The organism is Pseudomonas sp. D5(2026), assembly GCF_057766845.1.
On sequence record NZ_CM173421.1, the window covers coordinates 5444689 to 5461316 of the forward strand.

Annotated in this window: 12 protein-coding genes and 1 pseudogene; 7 read left to right on the forward strand and 6 right to left on the reverse strand. The window is 61.0% G+C overall.

Annotated elements, in window-relative coordinates:
- The first annotated feature begins 329 nt into the window (after window positions 1–329).
- Both AC3B5Q_RS25080 and AC3B5Q_RS25085 read left to right on the forward strand, forming a co-directional pair.
- Window positions 330–596 carry an accessory factor UbiK family protein gene (locus tag AC3B5Q_RS25080; RefSeq protein WP_103443659.1) on the forward strand — a complete coding sequence of 89 codons (267 nt, stop codon included), beginning with the start codon at window positions 330–332 and terminating at the stop codon, window positions 594–596.
- On the forward strand, window positions 597–950 hold the full coding sequence (locus AC3B5Q_RS25085) for a gamma-glutamylcyclotransferase family protein (protein WP_021783507.1): 354 nt from the start codon (window positions 597–599) through the stop codon (window positions 948–950). It abuts the gene before it with no gap.
- Here the strand turns inward: AC3B5Q_RS25085 and AC3B5Q_RS25090 are convergent.
- Window positions 904–2979, reverse strand: coding sequence for a DUF4034 domain-containing protein (locus tag AC3B5Q_RS25090; RefSeq protein WP_392520713.1), 2076 nt, complete (start codon window positions 2977–2979; stop codon window positions 904–906). The two genes, AC3B5Q_RS25085 and AC3B5Q_RS25090, sit on opposite strands and share 47 nt — an antisense overlap.
- Before the next feature lie 256 nt (window positions 2980–3235).
- Between AC3B5Q_RS25090 and AC3B5Q_RS25095 the strand changes: the two are divergent.
- From AC3B5Q_RS25095 to AC3B5Q_RS25110, 4 genes and pseudogenes are all read left to right on the forward strand, one after another.
- Window positions 3236–3535 (forward strand): annotated as a pseudogene (locus AC3B5Q_RS25095) (magnesium chelatase domain-containing protein); the annotation flags it as partial.
- Window positions 3536–4120: 585 nt separating this feature from the next.
- Complete coding sequence (locus AC3B5Q_RS25100) at window positions 4121–4609, forward strand: Hcp family type VI secretion system effector (protein WP_028698276.1); 489 nt, start codon at window positions 4121–4123, stop codon at window positions 4607–4609.
- 9 nt (window positions 4610–4618) lie between these two features.
- On the forward strand, window positions 4619–5596 hold the full coding sequence (locus AC3B5Q_RS25105; RefSeq protein ID WP_021784856.1) for a hypothetical protein: 978 nt from the start codon (window positions 4619–4621) through the stop codon (window positions 5594–5596).
- A gap of 1113 nt (window positions 5597–6709) precedes the next feature.
- Window positions 6710–8200 (forward strand): YifB family Mg chelatase-like AAA ATPase, encoded by a 1491-nt coding sequence (locus AC3B5Q_RS25110; protein WP_392504529.1) that lies wholly within the window; start codon window positions 6710–6712, stop codon window positions 8198–8200.
- Window positions 8201–8232: 32 nt separating this feature from the next.
- Here the strand turns inward: AC3B5Q_RS25110 and AC3B5Q_RS25115 are convergent, their stop codons facing one another.
- The 3 genes from AC3B5Q_RS25115 to AC3B5Q_RS25125 all read right to left on the reverse strand — a co-directional run bounded on the left by AC3B5Q_RS25115 (window position 8233) and on the right by AC3B5Q_RS25125 (window position 10136).
- Entirely contained in the window at window positions 8233–8661 is a 429-nt protein-coding gene (locus AC3B5Q_RS25115) for a DoxX family protein (RefSeq protein ID WP_021784859.1), read from the reverse strand.
- Window positions 8662–8778: 117 nt separating this feature from the next.
- Window positions 8779–9147 (reverse strand): response regulator transcription factor, encoded by a 369-nt coding sequence (locus tag AC3B5Q_RS25120; RefSeq protein WP_031322660.1) that lies wholly within the window; start codon window positions 9145–9147, stop codon window positions 8779–8781.
- Window positions 9144–10136, reverse strand: a complete 993-nt coding sequence (locus AC3B5Q_RS25125; RefSeq protein ID WP_488392772.1) for a response regulator — start codon at window positions 10134–10136, stop codon at window positions 9144–9146. Before AC3B5Q_RS25125 ends, AC3B5Q_RS25120 begins: the two co-directional genes overlap by 4 nt.
- A gap of 238 nt (window positions 10137–10374) precedes the next feature.
- Between AC3B5Q_RS25125 and AC3B5Q_RS25130 the strand changes: the two genes are divergently transcribed.
- Window positions 10375–15423, forward strand: a complete 5049-nt coding sequence (locus AC3B5Q_RS25130) for a trifunctional serine/threonine-protein kinase/ATP-binding protein/sensor histidine kinase (protein WP_488392773.1) — start codon at window positions 10375–10377, stop codon at window positions 15421–15423.
- 96 nt (window positions 15424–15519) lie between these two features.
- Here the strand turns inward: AC3B5Q_RS25130 and ycaC are convergent, their stop codons facing one another.
- Together ycaC and AC3B5Q_RS25140 are read right to left on the reverse strand one after the other, a co-directional pair.
- Window positions 15520–16146: an isochorismate family cysteine hydrolase YcaC gene (ycaC, locus tag AC3B5Q_RS25135; RefSeq protein ID WP_003253573.1), complete on the reverse strand. Its 627-nt coding sequence runs from the start codon at window positions 16144–16146 to the stop codon at window positions 15520–15522.
- Window positions 16147–16218: 72 nt separating this feature from the next.
- Window positions 16219–16581, reverse strand: a complete 363-nt coding sequence (locus AC3B5Q_RS25140; protein ID WP_012054076.1) for a helix-turn-helix domain-containing protein — start codon at window positions 16579–16581, stop codon at window positions 16219–16221.
- Window positions 16582–16628 lie beyond the last annotated feature (47 nt).

Consider the following 16628-nt stretch of genomic DNA (forward strand, 5'->3'; position numbering starts at 1 on the left):
TTATGTGATTTGGTCGGGATTGGCCAGTCGCCAGCATGGGAAACATGCACAATTTCGGTGCGCAGCAACGGGGCAAGTTGCGCGAAAAATGTGCAACGGATTAGAAACCGCAGATCATTCTTTGGGAGCAACTGTCTTGCTCAATTTCTAAAAGTTGGCGCGATTCCTGTGGGAGCGGGCTTGCCCGCGAACACGGGCGAAGCCCGTGCCATCCACCGCGGTGTCTTCTTCGCGGGTAAACCCGCTCCTACGAAGGCCAATGTGCACTCAGGCGCCAGGTTTGTGCGTGCTACACTGGCGGCCATTTCTCCGTTTCAGTGGACAGCCCCATGCTCGCGCCCAAAGCCCTTCTCGATGCCCTGAGCGACCAGGCCTCGCGCCTGTTCAGCAGCGATGCCGCCCAGCCCCGTGCGGAACTGGAAAGCCAGTTCAAAGTGTTGATGCAAGGCGCCTTCAGCAAGCTGGACCTGGTCAGCCGTGACGAATTCGACAGCCAGATGGTCGTACTGGCGCGTACCCGCGCACGCCTCGAGGTATTGGAAAAACAGGTAGCCGAACTGGAAGCCCGGCTGAACCCAACCTCACAGGATGAGTGAATGCAGCCCTCAAGCGCATACCCGGTACTGTTGTTTTCCTACGGAACCTTGCAGGATAAAGCCGTGCAACTGGCCAACTTTGGCCGTGAGCTGAACGGCCAGGCCGACCGTATGCCGGGCTACCGCCTGGACTGGGTCGAGATCACCGACCCTGGCGTACTGGCGACCAGCGGCAAGTCCCATCATCCCATCGTTTCCCCCAGCGGCCAGGCCAACGACAGCGTGGCCGGCATGGTCTTCCAGATCAGCGAAGACGAACTGGCAGCGGCGGACCGCTATGAAGTTGCCGACTACAAGCGCGTTGCCGTCACCCTTGCATCGGGCCTGACAGCCTGGGTCTATGTACGTGCCTGAGACGGTTCGATGCAGGCTGAACCCGCAACGACCCGGTGTGGGGGAAGGCCTGTTTCGGTGGTAGCTCACTTGCATGCAGTGTGCCGCGGAACAACGCCGCCCCGCACTGAGTAAACAGCGTCTTCACCCGGTTGTGCGAATTGAGGACCTCGGCCTGGATATCACCAATGGCCGTATCCCGTGGCTGCAAGCTGACCGCTCGGTTGACCCATTCGATGGCGGCAAAGCGGCTTTGCTTGCGGGTGCCACGCCCCTGCATCCAGGCCAGCCCCAGTTCGGCGCAGGCACGCCCGGCAAGCCACGGGTCCGGGTGCTCGACCAGGCTCAGCAGGTAAGCAACCGCCTCGGTCCGCTCCTGCACTTCACCAAACCGGCGTAACAGAATCCCCAGATGCAAACGCGCACGCGCGTTGATCTGCGGGTTGCCCAGCGCGTCGACAAGCAGTCGCCTGACCGCCAGCATGGCACTGCGCTCGTTCAAATCCTCATCGCCATCCATGCGCAGGCAGGCGAGGTTGTACTTGGCCTGCCTGCTGCCCGCCTCCACCGCACGCTGCAGCCAATACCCGGCTGCCTCGTCATCCAGGTAATGCGCCGGGGTGTTGGCCAGGCCGCCACGGTGCAGTTCATACAAGGCTAAGGCAGCACCCGGCAGGTTCAGTTCGGCGCAGCGTTCATACAGGTAGCAGGCCACTTCATGGCGGTTGGCTGCCCACAGCAACCGTGCCACTTCAAGCACTTCGAACCCCGGTGCCTGACCCGCGCACTGGCGATTCACCGCCCGTTGCAACCATAGCCTTGCCTGCTCGGCCGAGCGTGGCAGCGCCCACAGCCCGAAACGGTGCCCGGCCGCGCGCAATGCACAGGCAGCAGCATGTGAACGGCCGTCACACAGGCGCTCAATGGCGCCCTGTAACAGTTGCTTCTCATCTGCCATACCATCACGCAGTATCAGCTCGACCAAACAGCGAAAAGGCACGCCCATGGCGCGGATGGCGCCGAGATCGGCATTGCACGCCAAGCTCGCGGCAAAGTCGCGCATAGCGCCAGCATGGTCTCCCGATACCCTGCTGCGCAGCGCCCCCCGCCATGCCAGAACAACGGTACGCTCTCTGGGCCTTAACGGGCGCTCTGACCAGTCTTCGACCACCTGCTGCCAGTCGGTGACGGTCTGCAACGGGGCAGCGTGTGGCAGCATCAGGCGGCCTTCGACGGCCATCCAGCGCAGCGCACTACGCAAGCGCTCGTCCCAGGTTGCGCATAAGGGGCCACTGATCAACAGCTCGAACGCATCGAGGCTGCCGCCCCAGTGGGGCAGCAGGTACACAGCAAGGGCCTGGATCGCTTCGAAGCAACCGGGGCGGGCAATCAGCGCATGGCGCAGCCAGTAATGGCGAGGATCTTCGTGTTCATGATCGACCCGCTTGCCCAGGTAGAGCGGCAGCGCCTGTGGCAGCTCGGCCAAGGCCAACAACCCATGCCTCACCAGCAACGGCGCTGCAGCTTCCTGCACCTCTACATCGGCATGTGCACTGGGCCTGAAGCGTGCAGGCTCCCCCTGAAACAGTTGGAGCAACCAACCTGGCTCATGGAACTGCGCACTGATGCGCAGCATGCCAATGGCCGCTGCCACGGGGCGCGCAGCACGGTCCATTGCACGCAACAGGTGCGCGGTGGCGGATTCACAAATTTGCGCAACAGCCAGCAAGCGTGCAGCGTTGCGTGGGCCATCAACCTGCACCTGGCAGGCGCGGTGGAAGCAGTGCATGCCCATTACCACTTGTGGGTGGTAAGCCCTGGGGCAGGCGTCAATCCAGGCTCTGAGCACTTGGCTCAGCGCCCTGTCACTCTTGTTTTCCTGATCGAGCAGCATGTGCCCTTCAATGGCCGCCAGGTAGGCCGGGAACTCGCCGGGCGGGGCTTGGCGCCACTGAGCCTCGAGCCTGTCGAAAAAGCGGTTGAGCTCAATGAATGCACTGGCCTGCACCAGTTCGCGAATTACCTTGTGCGTGCGGGTGAGCGTTTGCACGGAGCAATACCTCAAATCCATTTGAAAGAAGAAGCAGTGCCATCCCATGGCAACTGCGGTTGCCCAACAACACTAAGTCATACCTGACGACTGCGCAAAGCCAATTGGATCCATTTTTGCCGAAACCCATGAAAACGCAGGGAGAACCCCTGCCCTGAAAAACCACGACGCACACTTGTTGCGCCTGCCGTGGCAGCACTGGCTATTCTTTGCCCAGCCGCAGGAAGCGGCATTTTCCAGCAACAACGGAGTGTTCATGTCCCTAGCCCTCGTCCACAGCCGCGCCCAGGTAGGCGTGCAGGCACCGGCGGTCAGCGTCGAAACCCACCTGGCCAACGGCCTGCCTCATCTCACCCTGGTCGGCCTGCCGGAAACCACGGTCAAGGAAAGCAAGGACCGGGTGCGCAGCGCCATCGTCAACTCCGGGCTGAAGTACCCGCAGCGGCGCATTACCCAGAACCTAGCTGCCGACGGCCTAGTGCCGATTGCCACCTTGGCCGATTTGGAATGCCTTGGCGAACCTGCGCTGTCGGGGAAATTGCGCCCGGTGCGGGGCGGCGGCGGCAGCAGGTTTTCGAAATAGCTGCAGAAAATTCGGACGAGATACGACTAGTTAGAACGCTGCAACATCCACATCAAACTGAATACCACCTTGACCATTTTAAAAATGGTAATCAGGCAAAAAGCTAGCAGCCTATAGCCTGCTCCACCAAATCCTCCACAGAGCTAACCGCTGAGCATGAGATTGCCAAAGGTAGATTCTCATCTAGCAAACGCTCCGATACTTTTCAATGAATAGAAAATCTTCAATAAGCCAAAAATTTAGACCTTCGAACAATGGATATCGATTTGATATCCATACCCAATAGGGTCCTGCTCCACGCAGCGCCGAACTGCCATCCAAGAACTTTTCAAGAAACATCTTCTAATGTGATCGAGCGGGATTTATCGGCAAATTTGTAGGCAATTTCGCAAACTTAATCTCGCCTGCTTGCGGCAGCGATTCGGTGTGACTATTTTACACCAGTCCCATCGGCACAAGCAGTCCAATCCGCCGTGCTTGAGGAACAAGCCTTAAACGACGCTGTCCGAGCAACGTCATTGTCATTTTCAGACCAATTGTTACCAGGGAGTGGAACACATGGCTTTCGATGCCTATATCCAAATCGCGGAAATCACTGGCGAAGCGCTGGACCAGCAATACGCCAACTGGATCGAAATCGTCGGCTATAAATTCGGTGCCAGCCAAAGCACCTCAGCCACCGCAAGCTCTGCGGGTGGTGCATCTTCAGGGCGCACCACCCTCACCAATTTCACCTTCACCAAATACCTGGACAGTGCCAGCTGCAAGCTTCTTGAAGCCAGTTGTGCCGGCCAGCACCTAAAGGAAGTGAAGCTGGTGGTATGCCGTGCTGGTACCGACAAGCTCAAGTACTACGAAGTCGTTCTCGAAGAAGTGATCATCGCCGACTACGCCCAGAGCGCCAGTTCCGGCGTCCCGATGGAAGTCGTACAGCTAAACTACGGGCGGATCAAAACCACCTACACGCGGCAGAAGCGCCTCGACGGCAGCGCGGGCGGCAACGTCACGGGCGGTTGGGACCGTATCAACAACAAGAAGTATGCGTGAGGTGCGACCATGTCCGAGGCACGCAGCTTCATTAATTCGCACACGCAGTCATATGATTCGCTGAAGGCCGATACGCCCATGACGGCCAATCAGCGCGGCAAGTTTGATGTGTTGAATGCGCATATCGTCAATAGTGTGGTGGTAGGTGGTGAACTGGTTATTGTAGGTGATCCAACCACGCCCTCCTGTACAAGTCATGAAGCATTTTTAATGTCTCAGGCAGAAGGGATTCATCATCTACTCGAGGTCAATGGTGCTGGGGTGGATGATTTTTTATTGGATAACTACGAAATGTTGAATAGTTTTCTTGCTCATGCGTCGATGGGGGCAGGCGCAGTAAGTGACGGCTGGAGCAGGCATCTCGATGCAATCAAGGAAACACTCGGGCAGGTTGAGCAGCTTCATCGAGATTACTTGGGGGGCGGCACGATCAAAGCGCGTGATGAATTTTATGCCAAGCGGATGGTTTTGTTCATTAGGTTGGAGGAGCAGCTGGATAGGCTAGCGGCATACGGTTCGGGCTTGCGTAAAAAGGGGAAAGCAAAGAGAACGCTAGGGATTTCCACGAAGAGTTATCTGCACTCTGGTGAAATTGTTGGGTATGCGGAAAAGATCGCTGGAGTTTCCAAGGCTGCTAATCTCATAAAGAAGGGCACTTATATCGGTATCGGGCTAGATGTGGCTGCAACAGGATTGAGTATCCATCAAGCGTGCACCCTTGGGCGAGAAGATGAGTGTGTGCAAGCCAGGTATGTCGAAGGGGGCGCCTTGATAGGCAGCATTGGCGGCAGCGCCGCAGGGGGAGCCGTTGGAGGTGCTATAGCTACAGTGGTTTGTACTGCGGTGTTGGGTATTCCTACTGGAGGTAGTGGTGCGTTAGCTTGTGCTGTATTGGGTGGGACTTTAGGTGGCAAGATTGGTGGGGACAAGGGTGGACAAGGCGGGGAATATTTTGGTGACATACTTTATCGCAGTGTAAATCCATGACAATCACTATTGCGGAACTCGTTGTATTGGGTAGTTTTGTTTTGGCGACACTATCGCTCTTGGTGTTAGTGTATTTATCGTATCGTTACCTAGAGCTTATAGAAACAATGCTTTCCAACTCTAGCTTTGTGATGGGGAATAAAAATCTGTATTCGCGGGCGGGCTTGATTGGGCGTGTCATGCGGATCTGCACGGTGTCGATATTGCTGACTATGCCAAAGGTATTCGTGTATAGAGGGCTGGTTGATTCAAGGGAGGTAGATAGGTTCCCGATGGCGATGCGGTGTCTATTGGTTGTGTTGTGGAATCTTATGCTAGCCTCGTTTTTAATCTTTGTCTGCATGAGTGGATAATAATTAGGTAGCTGCGAAAGTTAGGTTCACTGGTCGGGTCGACAGTGCGCAAAATTAGAAACAGGGCGGCTATGAGGGAATCTAAACTGCGACATTTTATTTGGAACCTATAGAACAGTATCCGTGGGACGCAGCGAACATGCTGGAAACGAAACTATGCCTTTTCACGGTTTATTTGCGTCATTTCACCATACCCCCTTTCGGCTAAGGGGCCATACGAAGACTTGCAAAACATCTATAAGATAGTTTGCAGTTAAGTGTCTCGGTGTGGCTCTATACAGAAAATGGCCGAGTTTTAATCATCAGACTCACGCACGAGTTCCATAGCAGAAGCTAGCTTGCGACTGATGGAACTGTGCTCCGGTACCGAAACGCATTAACCAGATAAGCGCGGTGTTCGGTGCGGCCAAGCCGTAATGAGCTCATTCGTTCGTCAACCTCCGGCGCTAACACGATGAAATGGCCGGGGCACAACGGCGTATATCATCAAGCAGATCATGTTCCAGATTTCCTTTCTCAACCGCTACAGGTGTGCCGAACACCGCAAGCTCCGGCGCAAGGCAATTTGCCCATAAAACTAAGCCATAGCTGGTACCTGCGCGAAACCTATTGGATCAATTTTTGCCGAAGCCCATGAAAACGCAGGGAAAACCCCTGCCCTGAAAAACCACGATGCACACTTGTTGCGCCTGCCGTGGCAGCACTGGCTATTCTTTGCCCAGCCGCAGGAAGCGGCATTACCAGCAACAACGGAGTGTTCATGTCCCTAGCCCTCGTCCACAGCCGCGCCCAGGTAGGCGTGCAGGCACCGGCGGTCAGCGTCGAAACCCACCTGACCAACGGCCTGCCTCATCTCACCCTGGTCGGCCTGCCGGAAACCACAGTCAAGGAAAGCAAGGACCGGGTGCGCAGCGCCATCGTCAACTCCGGGCTGAAGTACCCGCAGCGGCGCATTACCCAGAACCTCGCCCCCGCCGACCTGCCCAAGGATGGCGGCCGATATGACCTGGCCATTGCCCTGGGCATCCTTGCCGCCGACGGCCAGGTGCCGATTGCCACCCTGGCCGATATGGAATGCCTGGGCGAACTGGCGCTGTCGGGGAAATTGCGGCCGGTGCAGGGCGTGCTGCCTGCGGCACTGGCGGCACGCGAGGCAGGCCGGGCGCTGGTGGTACCACGGGAAAATGCCGAGGAAGCCAGCCTGGCCGGCGGGTTGGTGGTATATGCGGTGGGCCACCTGCTGGAGTTGGTCGCCCACCTGAACGGCCAGGTGCCGCTGCCGCCCTACGCAGCCAACGGCCTGATCCTGCAGCAACGCCCCTACCCGGACCTGAGCGAAGTGCAGGGCCAACTGGCAGCCAAGCGTGCCTTGCTGCTGGCTGCGGCCGGGGCGCACAACCTGCTGTTCACCGGGCCGCCCGGCACCGGCAAAACCTTGCTCGCCAGCCGCCTGCCCGGGCTGCTGCCACCGCTGGACGAGCACGAAGCGCTGGAAGTGGCGGCAATCCAGTCAGTCAGCGGGAAAGCGCCGCTGAACAGCTGGCCACAGCGGCCCTTTCGCCACCCCCATCACTCTGCGTCCGGCCCGGCGCTGGTCGGTGGCGGTAGCCGACCGCAACCAGGTGAAATCACGCTCGCCCATCACGGCGTGTTGTTTCTCGACGAACTTCCGGAGTTCGAGCGGCGTGTACTGGAAGTGCTTCGCGAGCCACTGGAGTCAGGCGAAATCGTGATTGCCCGTGCCCGTGACAAGGTGCGTTTTCCTGCGCGCTTCCAGCTGGTGGCGGCGATGAACCCCTGCCCTTGCGGCTACCTGGGCGACCCCACTGGCCGCTGCCGCTGCAGCACCGAGCAGATCGCGCGCTATCGCAACAAACTGTCCGGGCCACTGCTGGACCGCATCGACCTGCACCTGACCGTGGCTCGCGAAAGCACTACGTTGAACAACCAGTCTTGCGGTGAAACCAGTGCCGATGTCGCCGTCAGGGTGGCTGAAGCGCGGGAGCTGCAGCACAGCCGACAAGGGTGTGCAAATGCATTTCTAGACCTTGAAGGTTTAAGGCACCACTGTGGGTTGGTAGCGGCGGACCAAGTCTGGCTGGAAGGGGCCTGCGAGCGGCTGACCTTGTCGCTACGGGCGGCGCACCGGTTGTTGAAGGTGGCGCGGACGTTGGCGGACCTGGAGGGATGCGAGACGATTGGCCGGACGCACCTGGCCGAGGCCCTGCAGTACCGGCCAGGGAGCAGTTAGATTGCCGGGCTGCTTTGCAGTCCCGAAACCGGTCAGGTAACCCTGTTCCGCCAGATGCATCCGGCAACTGAGTAAACCCCAGGCCCTGTCAAGGCCAAGCCGCCATAAAGCGCCACCAGTAACCAGGCAAACTGGCCCTGCTCCAGTGTCCAGTCCGGGTGCACCACCACCAGCGCCACCAGCAACACCGCCAGCACGGGCAGGCAAGCCAGACGTGCAGCGATCCCCAGTAGCAGCAGCAGTGGGCAAACCACCTCGGCAAACACAGCCAAGGCCAAGGTCAGTGTCGCGCCCAGGCCGAAGGGGTCTTCGATGCGCTGCAATTCCTCGCTCCAGTCCAACAGCTTGGGCAGGCCGTGAATGAACAGCAACAGCAAGGCAGCCGTTACCCGCATGAACAGCAGGCCGATGGCGGTCAGGGTTGGGGGATGGGGGTCGAGAAAGGGTTTCAAGCGTGGCATGGCAAGGGGGCTCGCTAATCGATCAACCTGCGGAGCATTGCGCATTTATCCAGAGATTGATTGCGCAGGTGTGCTGTGAGGGGTCTTAAAGCGTAAGGCCTCTTCGCGGGCTTAACCTCACTGACCGCCGGCCAAAGCCTCTTCAACCACCTTCAGCAGCACCTCTTCAGAAAACGGCTTGCCCAGGCAGGCCAGTGCCCCAAGGCCCATCGCTGCCCGTACCGAGCCATCGTCCCAATGTGCCGACATGCAGATCACCGGCAAGCGCCACCCCCGCTGTGCCAGCTCACGCTGTACCTCCAGCCCGCTCATCCCCGGCATCTTCAGGTCAAGCAACACACAGCCCGCCTCGCCCGCCAGTGGCGAGGCCAGGAAGGCGTCCGCGGCGGAAAACGACAAGGTCTCGAACCCCGCCGAGCGCAGCAGGTTGGCCAGGCTTTTGCGCACCGAGGCATCGTCGTCGACGATGCACACCACTCTGCTCATGCGCTGCCCAGGCTCTCAGACCGCGCGCCGAGAAGGTTGTGCATGGCCGCAAGCTCCAGCAACGAGCGGGACTGCATCTTGTTCATGATGCTCTTCTTGTGCACCTTGGTCGTCACCTCACTGGTGCCGATCTGCCTGGCAATCTGCTTGTGCGACAAGCCGCCTACCACCAGCGAGAAGACCTGGCGCTCACGCTGAGTCAGGCGCTGGTACTTTTCCTCGACCTGCCGCGCATGGAGCCACTTGCGGCCTTCGGCCACGGCACGGGCGCGCACTGTCTGCAACAAGGTCAGCAACTGGTCTTCATCGAACGGCTTGGTCAGGAACTCCACCGCTCCGGCGCGCATGGCCTGGACTGTCATCGGGATGGTGCCGAAGCCGGTCATGAACACGATCGGCCAGGGCAGCGCCAGCCGGCACAGCGCATCCTGTACCTCCAGGCCGCTTGTACCCGGCAAGTGCATGTCCAGCAGCAGGCAGGCACAGGGGGTTTCCAGGCGGGCCTCGAACAGGGCCTCGGCGCTGGCAAACAAGTGATGCGGGATGTCCTGCGAGCGCAACAGCCGGCCCAAAGCGGTGCGCACCGACGGGTCGTCATCCACAACCAGCACCGGCACGTTCACGCGCTCATCGAGCGGCTCGACAGCCTCGGCCATGGTGTGCAGCAACGACCCACCCAGTGCCTGACCCGGCACCTCGAGGCTGATCTGCGCGGCCAGACGGTAGCCCCGGCGCGGCACGGTCTGGATCAGGCCGCGGTCGCCAAAGGCCTTGCGCAGCAAGGACACCTGCACCTGCAAGTTATTGTCCTCAACCACCGTACCAGCCCACACCTGACTGAACAGCTCGTCCTTGCCGACCACGCGGCCCCTGGCCCTGATCAGCGTGGCCAGCACTTCGAAAGCACGCCCCCCCAACAGGATCGGCTTGCCGTCGACATAGACTTCGCGCCGCTCCAGCGACACCAGGGCATTGCCTATTCGGATCATGGCTTCCTCGCGCGGGCACGGGCGTTTTCGCTGCATGGGCAGCCTAAGCCAGCATGCGCATTCAGACAATTATCCCGAGGGATAGGTTGGCCTGAGGACTATACAAAAGCCCGCCGGCCCTCAGGGGACGATAACGGACAACAGCGTGCCCGTTCCTGCCAAGCAGGCTGTATCCCGCATTCATGCTGGGCCCGCTGCGTATACTCGCGCCTCAGGATGTCGCTAGCGGGGGTGCTTTATGCTCGATGAACGCCTTGCCCACAGGCCCATCGATTACGATCAGTCAATCGACGAAGGCTGGCTGAACCAGTGCGAGATCAGCGCGCTGGGCCAGGAAGGTGAACTCAGCTATTTCCGCCTGCGCGACCCAGCCACAAATCAGGCTTGGATTGCCGTGCGCGCCCCGCTCGAGGCCCCTACCGCCTGTCAGCGCCTGGAACGTGACTACCGCCTGCAACTGGACCCGCAATGGGCTGTGATCCCCTCTGCGTTCGTGCGCTCGGCTGAAGGCCCATTGCTGGTGTACCCGGCCGTGCGCTCAGTCGCCGACCTGATCGCGGAAGGCCCTGCGGCGCTGGAGCCGTTTCTCGACATCGCGGTGAACGCCTCCCTCGCGTTGGCGCAAGCGCACGAAGCCAATGTGCTGCACGGTACACTGCAGCCCGGGCATGTGTGCCTGGGCGCCCACCAGCGGGTGCGACTGGGCTTCTTTCGCGCCGACCCGGCAGAGCGGATCAGCGAACAGGGCACCCCGCTCGGCAATTGGGCCTACCTGGCACCGGAACAGGTTTGCCCGCACGGTAGCACCAGCGACCGACGCAGTGACATCTATGCCCTGGGCGCGATCCTCTACCAGTTATTGCTGGGCGAGCTGCCACTGGCCGGGCGTGACACCCAGCACTGGCGACAGCTGCATGCGGGTGTGAAGCCGCGTGCGGCCTGCGAAGTGGACAGCAACGTGCCGCCACCCCTCAGCCTCATCCTGGCAAAGGCCTTGGCCAAAGAGCCGGACGCCCGCTACCAGAGCGCGCGCGCCCTTGCAGTGGACTTGGCTCACTGCCAGCGGCAGTGGGCCGCCCACAAAATCCTGGCACCCTTCACGCCAGGTTGCGCCGACCCGGTAGCGCCTGGCCGCGCACGCCTGTACGGCCGCGGCGCCGAGCAAAAGGCCATTACCCTGCTGCTCAGGGCCTTGCATCGCCATAGCAAACCACAAGCCCTGGTCATCAACGGCGCTGCTGGCATGGGCAAGTCGAGCCTTGTCGAAGCAGCGCTCAAGGTCAACGCTGAAGGTTACTGGGCCGTCGGCAAGTGCAACAGCCAAGCCCAAGCTGTGCCCTACACGCCCTGGATCGAAGTACTCGGCGCCCTGACCACCCAGTTGCTGGCCAAGAACAGTCAGGACCTCGACACCCTGCGCCGCGAAATCCTGCGCCGCATCAAAGGTCATGGCCGCCTGCTCGGCAAGCTGGCCCCGGACCTGCAACTGATTCTCGGCCCACTGCCCCAATTACCCGCCAAGCCCACGCGCCTTGCGCTGCAGAAGGAACTGCACGCGATCATTGAATTCCTGCAGGTTTTCACCCGGCCTGGCCAACCGCTGGTGCTGTTCTTTGACGACCTGCAATGGGCCGACGACGCCACCCGACAACTGTTGGCCCAACTGCTGGCTGAAGCGCCGGCCAACCTGCTGCTGATTTTTACCCGGTGCAATGATACGCCCACCACCAGCGCACCGCTGGCCATACCTGCAACGGTGCGCAGCACCACGCTGAACCTGCGGCCGCTGGCCGTTGGAGCGGTGGCCGAGCTGATTGGCGAGCGCTACCACGTTGCCCCCGAGGAGGCATTTCAGCTAGCCGAACTGGTGCACGACAAAACGGCGGGCAACCCGTTTTTCATCAACCAGATCCTCAGGGCCATGGTCGAGGACCAGCTGTTCATCTTCGACACCCAGGCCATGCGCTGGTCGTGGTGCCTGCAGGCTGTGGCCCGGCACTGCTATTCCGACAATGTGGCCGACCTGATGGTCCACCGCCTGGGGCGCCTGCCAGCACCGCAACGCGACCTTGTGCGGGTCGTCAGCGCGGCGGGCAGCCACTGCGATGAGCGCCTGCTTCGCCAGCTGCTCGCCCAGCCGCCAGGCGAACCGTTGAAAACCTTGATTGGCGCCGGCTTCGTGCAACCGGGCCAGAACGGCTTGGGCTTTACTCATGACCGGGTGATGGAGGCCGCTTATGCACTAACGCCCGAGCACGAGCGCGCCTCGCTGCATGCACGCATCGCCCTGGCCATGCGCCAGGCTTGGCCAGACTACATGCAGGAGGGGCTGTTCGAGCTCGCCAGCCAGCTGCAACGTGCCGCCCCCTGCGGGTTTACAGCGGATGACTGCGAAGCGTTCCTGCAGCTTTTACGCGAGGCCGCATCACGCGCACGCGACGCCGGCGCCTTCGAGCAGGCCGCAGGCTACCTGCACACCGCCGAGCAGTTGCTGCACCACGGCGCCACGCTTGAAAGCCGCGTCACGCATGGCTTTGCCATCGCCTGCATGGCGACGGAGTGCGACATGCAACTGTCACGAACGATCGCGGCCGAGGCACGCCTCACTGAATGCAGACAGCGTGCCCGCTCGGCGTTGGAGCAGGCGCGAGCGTGCCGGCTGCAGGCACTGCTGTATACCTTGCGCGGTGACTATCAGGCAGCCATCGACAGCGCCCTGAGCGGCCTGGACTTACTGGGTATAAGCCCGGTGCGGGGCGTCGACTGGCAACAGGTCGAGGCCAGTCACGCCCATGTACAGGCGTTGGTCGAACAGAAAGGTCGGCATTGCCTGGAGTCGCTACCGCGCACCGAATCGGAGGAAGTGACGGTTGCCATCAGCCTGCTGGCCACCCTGTCATCATCGTTCTTCGTGAAGGATGACATCTGCTTCCTGCACCTGGCCAAGCTGATGGAAATGTCGCTGCTGCACGGCGTTGCCCCAGGTAGCACCTACGGCATGGCCTGGTACGGGGTGATGATTGCCGAACGTTTCGGCGCTTACCATGATGGCCATGCCTGTTGCCTGGCCGCGCTCAAGCTGATCGAGCGACACGGTTTCGAAGCTGATTTGACCAGTGCGCTGCTGGCCATGGACCAGGTCAGCGCCTGGACCTCACCCATGGAATTCGCCCGACGTACCACGTTGGATGCCATCGACTCGGCGCGCCTGAGCGGCGACCTGGCGATGAGCTGCTACGCCTGCAACCATCTGGTATCAGATTCGCTGTTCATGGGCCGCTACCTGCCGGACGTGGTCGAGGAAGTGGCGCAAGGCCTGGCCACTGTGCGTCACCACGGCTACCGCGATGTCGAGCAGATCCTGCAGGCCCAGCAAGCGTTCGTCGCCAACCTGAGTGGCCTGACCTGCCCGGCCCCGGCCGCCCCCTCCAGGTCGCCCACCACGCGGTTCTTCCAACACCTGTTCGCCGCCATGTGCGCCTTTTACATGGGCAATATCCCGAAGGCCATGCGCGACCTGGCATTGGCCGGTGACAACAGCTGGGCGGCACCGGCGCACATCAACCTGGCCGACTATCATCTGTTCCGCGGCCTGGCCTTGGGCAGCCCCGAAGCCCACGGCAGCCTTGCCGACAAGCTGCGCGAGCTACAGGCCCTGCGCGAGCGCTTCAGCCGCTGGGCCGGCTTCAACCCGGCCACCTTCCGCAGCAAGCAGTTGCTGATCGAAGGCGTCATCGCCAAGCTCGAAGGCGACGGCCTGGGCGCGATCCGCTGCTTCGACCAGGCGCAAATTGCCGCCACCGCTGCCGGTTTCATCCACGAGCAGGCACTGGCCCATGAACAGCTGGCCGAGGTGTGCATCCCCAACGGCCTGATCTCCGGCGCCAACCTGCACCTGCGCATCGCTCGCGACTGCTTCCATATCTGGGGCGCGACCGGCAAGGTGCACCAGCTTGAGACATTGCATCCGTTTCTACGCACCCAACCGATTCAGGAGACCTATCGCGCCACCCACCAGGCCAAGCTGGACCTCGAAGCCGGCATAGAAGCTGCGCGGGCACTGTCCGAGGAAGTGCTGCTCGAAGGCCTGATCGAAACCCTGATGGGCCATCTGACCCAGCACTCCGGTGCCGATCGCGGCGTGTTGCTGATTGTAAGCGGCGCCGAATTCCAGATGGCTGCCCTGGCCCACATCGACGACGCCGGGCTGCACGTGAGCATGGACAACTGCCAGAAGTTCATGACCCAGGCACCGCTGTCAGTCATCAACGCCACCATGCGCACCCGCAAACCGCTGGTGCTCAACGATGCCCTTGATGAGTGCCCTGAGGCCTTCCGCCAACAACTGCAGGCACGCAACGCCCGCTCGGTGCTGTGCCTGCCGCTGGTGATCCAGGGCGTGCTGATCGGCCTGGTGTACCTGGAAAACCGTCTTGTGCCGAACCTGTTCGGCAGTCAGCGCCTGGCCATGCTGGAGATCCTCGCCTCTCAGGCGGCGGTGTCGCTACAAACGGCCAAGTTCTACACGCGCCTGGCCGAGGAGAACCAGATCCGCGCACAGATGGAGGCTGAGTTGCGCCGCTCGCGTGCGGAACTGGCGCGCAGTGCGCACTTGCAGGCGATGAATGAGCTGTCAGCGTCCATCGCTCACGAGATCAGCCAGCCGCTCCTGGGCATCGCCTCCAATGCCGCGGCCAGCCTGCGCTGGCTGAAACGCGCCAAACCCGACCTGGAAGAAGCGATTGCCGGCCTGGAAGATATCCGCAACGACAGCGAACGGGCCGGCAACATCGTGCGGGCGCTACGGTCCTTGGCCAAGCAGTCGCCGATGCAACTCAAGGCAGTGAAGCTGGACGAATTGATCCGCGAGGTGGTGCGCCTGACCTCGGCCGATGCCGCCAAGGGCAAGGTGAATGTGCAGACGCAGCTACAGGCCGGGGTCTGCGTGACAGCCGACCCGGTGCAGTTGCAGCAGCTGGTGTTCAACCTGATTACCAATGCTCTGGAAGCATTGGCTGGGTATCGCAGTGACGGGGTGCTGAAGATTGGATCGGCGGTGGTCAAGGATGGGGTGGAAATCTGCGTGGACGACAACGGACCGGGGATCGTAGCGGACGAGCGGGAGCGTGTATTCGATGCGTTTCATACCACCAAGACCGGTGGCATGGGGATGGGCTTGGCGATCTGCAGTTCGGTGGCTCAGGCCCACGGCGGGCAGTTGCAGGCGCTGGTGTCGCAGTTGGGTGGATGCCGGATTCGCTTCTTTCTGCCTGTGAGTCACTCATAACCTGTGCCGGCCTCTTCGCGGGTAAACCCGCTCCTACAGTCGGCGCAGCCATGGTAGGGGCGGGTTTACCCGCGAAGAGGCCGATACAGGTTTACATCATCGCGAGGCGAGCGCTGCGTAGCTGTTCATCAGGTTGCGGTAGTTGGGAATACGCTGCGACAGCAGGTTGCCCAGCCCTTCGATATCGTTGCGCCAGTCGCGGTGCAGTTCGCAGGCCACCGAGAACCAGTTCATCATCTGCGCACCCGCCTGGGTCATGCGCACCCAAGCCGCTTGCTGCACGGTTTCGTTGAAGGTACCCGAGGCATCGGTCACCACGAACACTTCAAAGCCTTCCGCCAGCGCCGACAGGGTCGGGAAAGCCACGCACACATCGGTCACCACACCAGCGATGATCAGTTGCTTGCGGCCCGTGGCCTTGATTGCCTTGACGAAATCTTCGTTGTCCCAGGCGTTGATCTGGCCCGGACGGGCAATGTACGGCGCATCTGGAAACATTTCTTTCAGCTCGGGCACCAACGGGCCATTCGGGCCTTGCTCGAAGCTGGTGGTGAGGATGGTCGGCAGGCCAAAGAACTTGGCCAGGTCGCCCAAAGCCAGCACGTTGTTCTTGAATTCGTTGGGCGAAAAATCCTGCACCAGCGAGATCAGGCCAGTCTGGTGGTCGACCAGCAGCACCACGGCGTCGTCTTTGTTCAGGCGCTTGTAATCGGGTTGGCTCATGGGGGTGACTCCTTGGGTTGGGATAACGGGCCGGCACTGTCCGCAGGGGTTATACCGGTGGATAGCTTCGGCTTAAGAAAGTACCTGCGCCTGCCGCCAGGCCTTGGGTGGCTGGCCGACCAGGCGGCTGAACGCGCGGGTGAAATGGGCCTGGTCACAAAAGCCGCATTCCAGGCTCACATGGGTGATAGGTGCCTCAGTGGCGAGCAAGCGCTTGGCCTTTTCCATGCGCGCCAGCAGGCGCCAGGCTTGCGGCGAAAGGCCGGTGTTGACTTTGAAAGCGCGGGAAAAATGGCTGCGGGTAAGGTTGCATACCGCGGCGATCTCAATGATCGACAACGGGCTGTGCAACATCAGCTCCTTGGCCCGGCGCAGCCGCGCGGGCGTGAGTGCGCCGGGGGTTTGCAGCGGCGCTTCGGGCGTCCCAGGGTACATGGCGACTCTCCTGTTCAATGCAGAAAGTCTCGCCCCCGGCACATGAC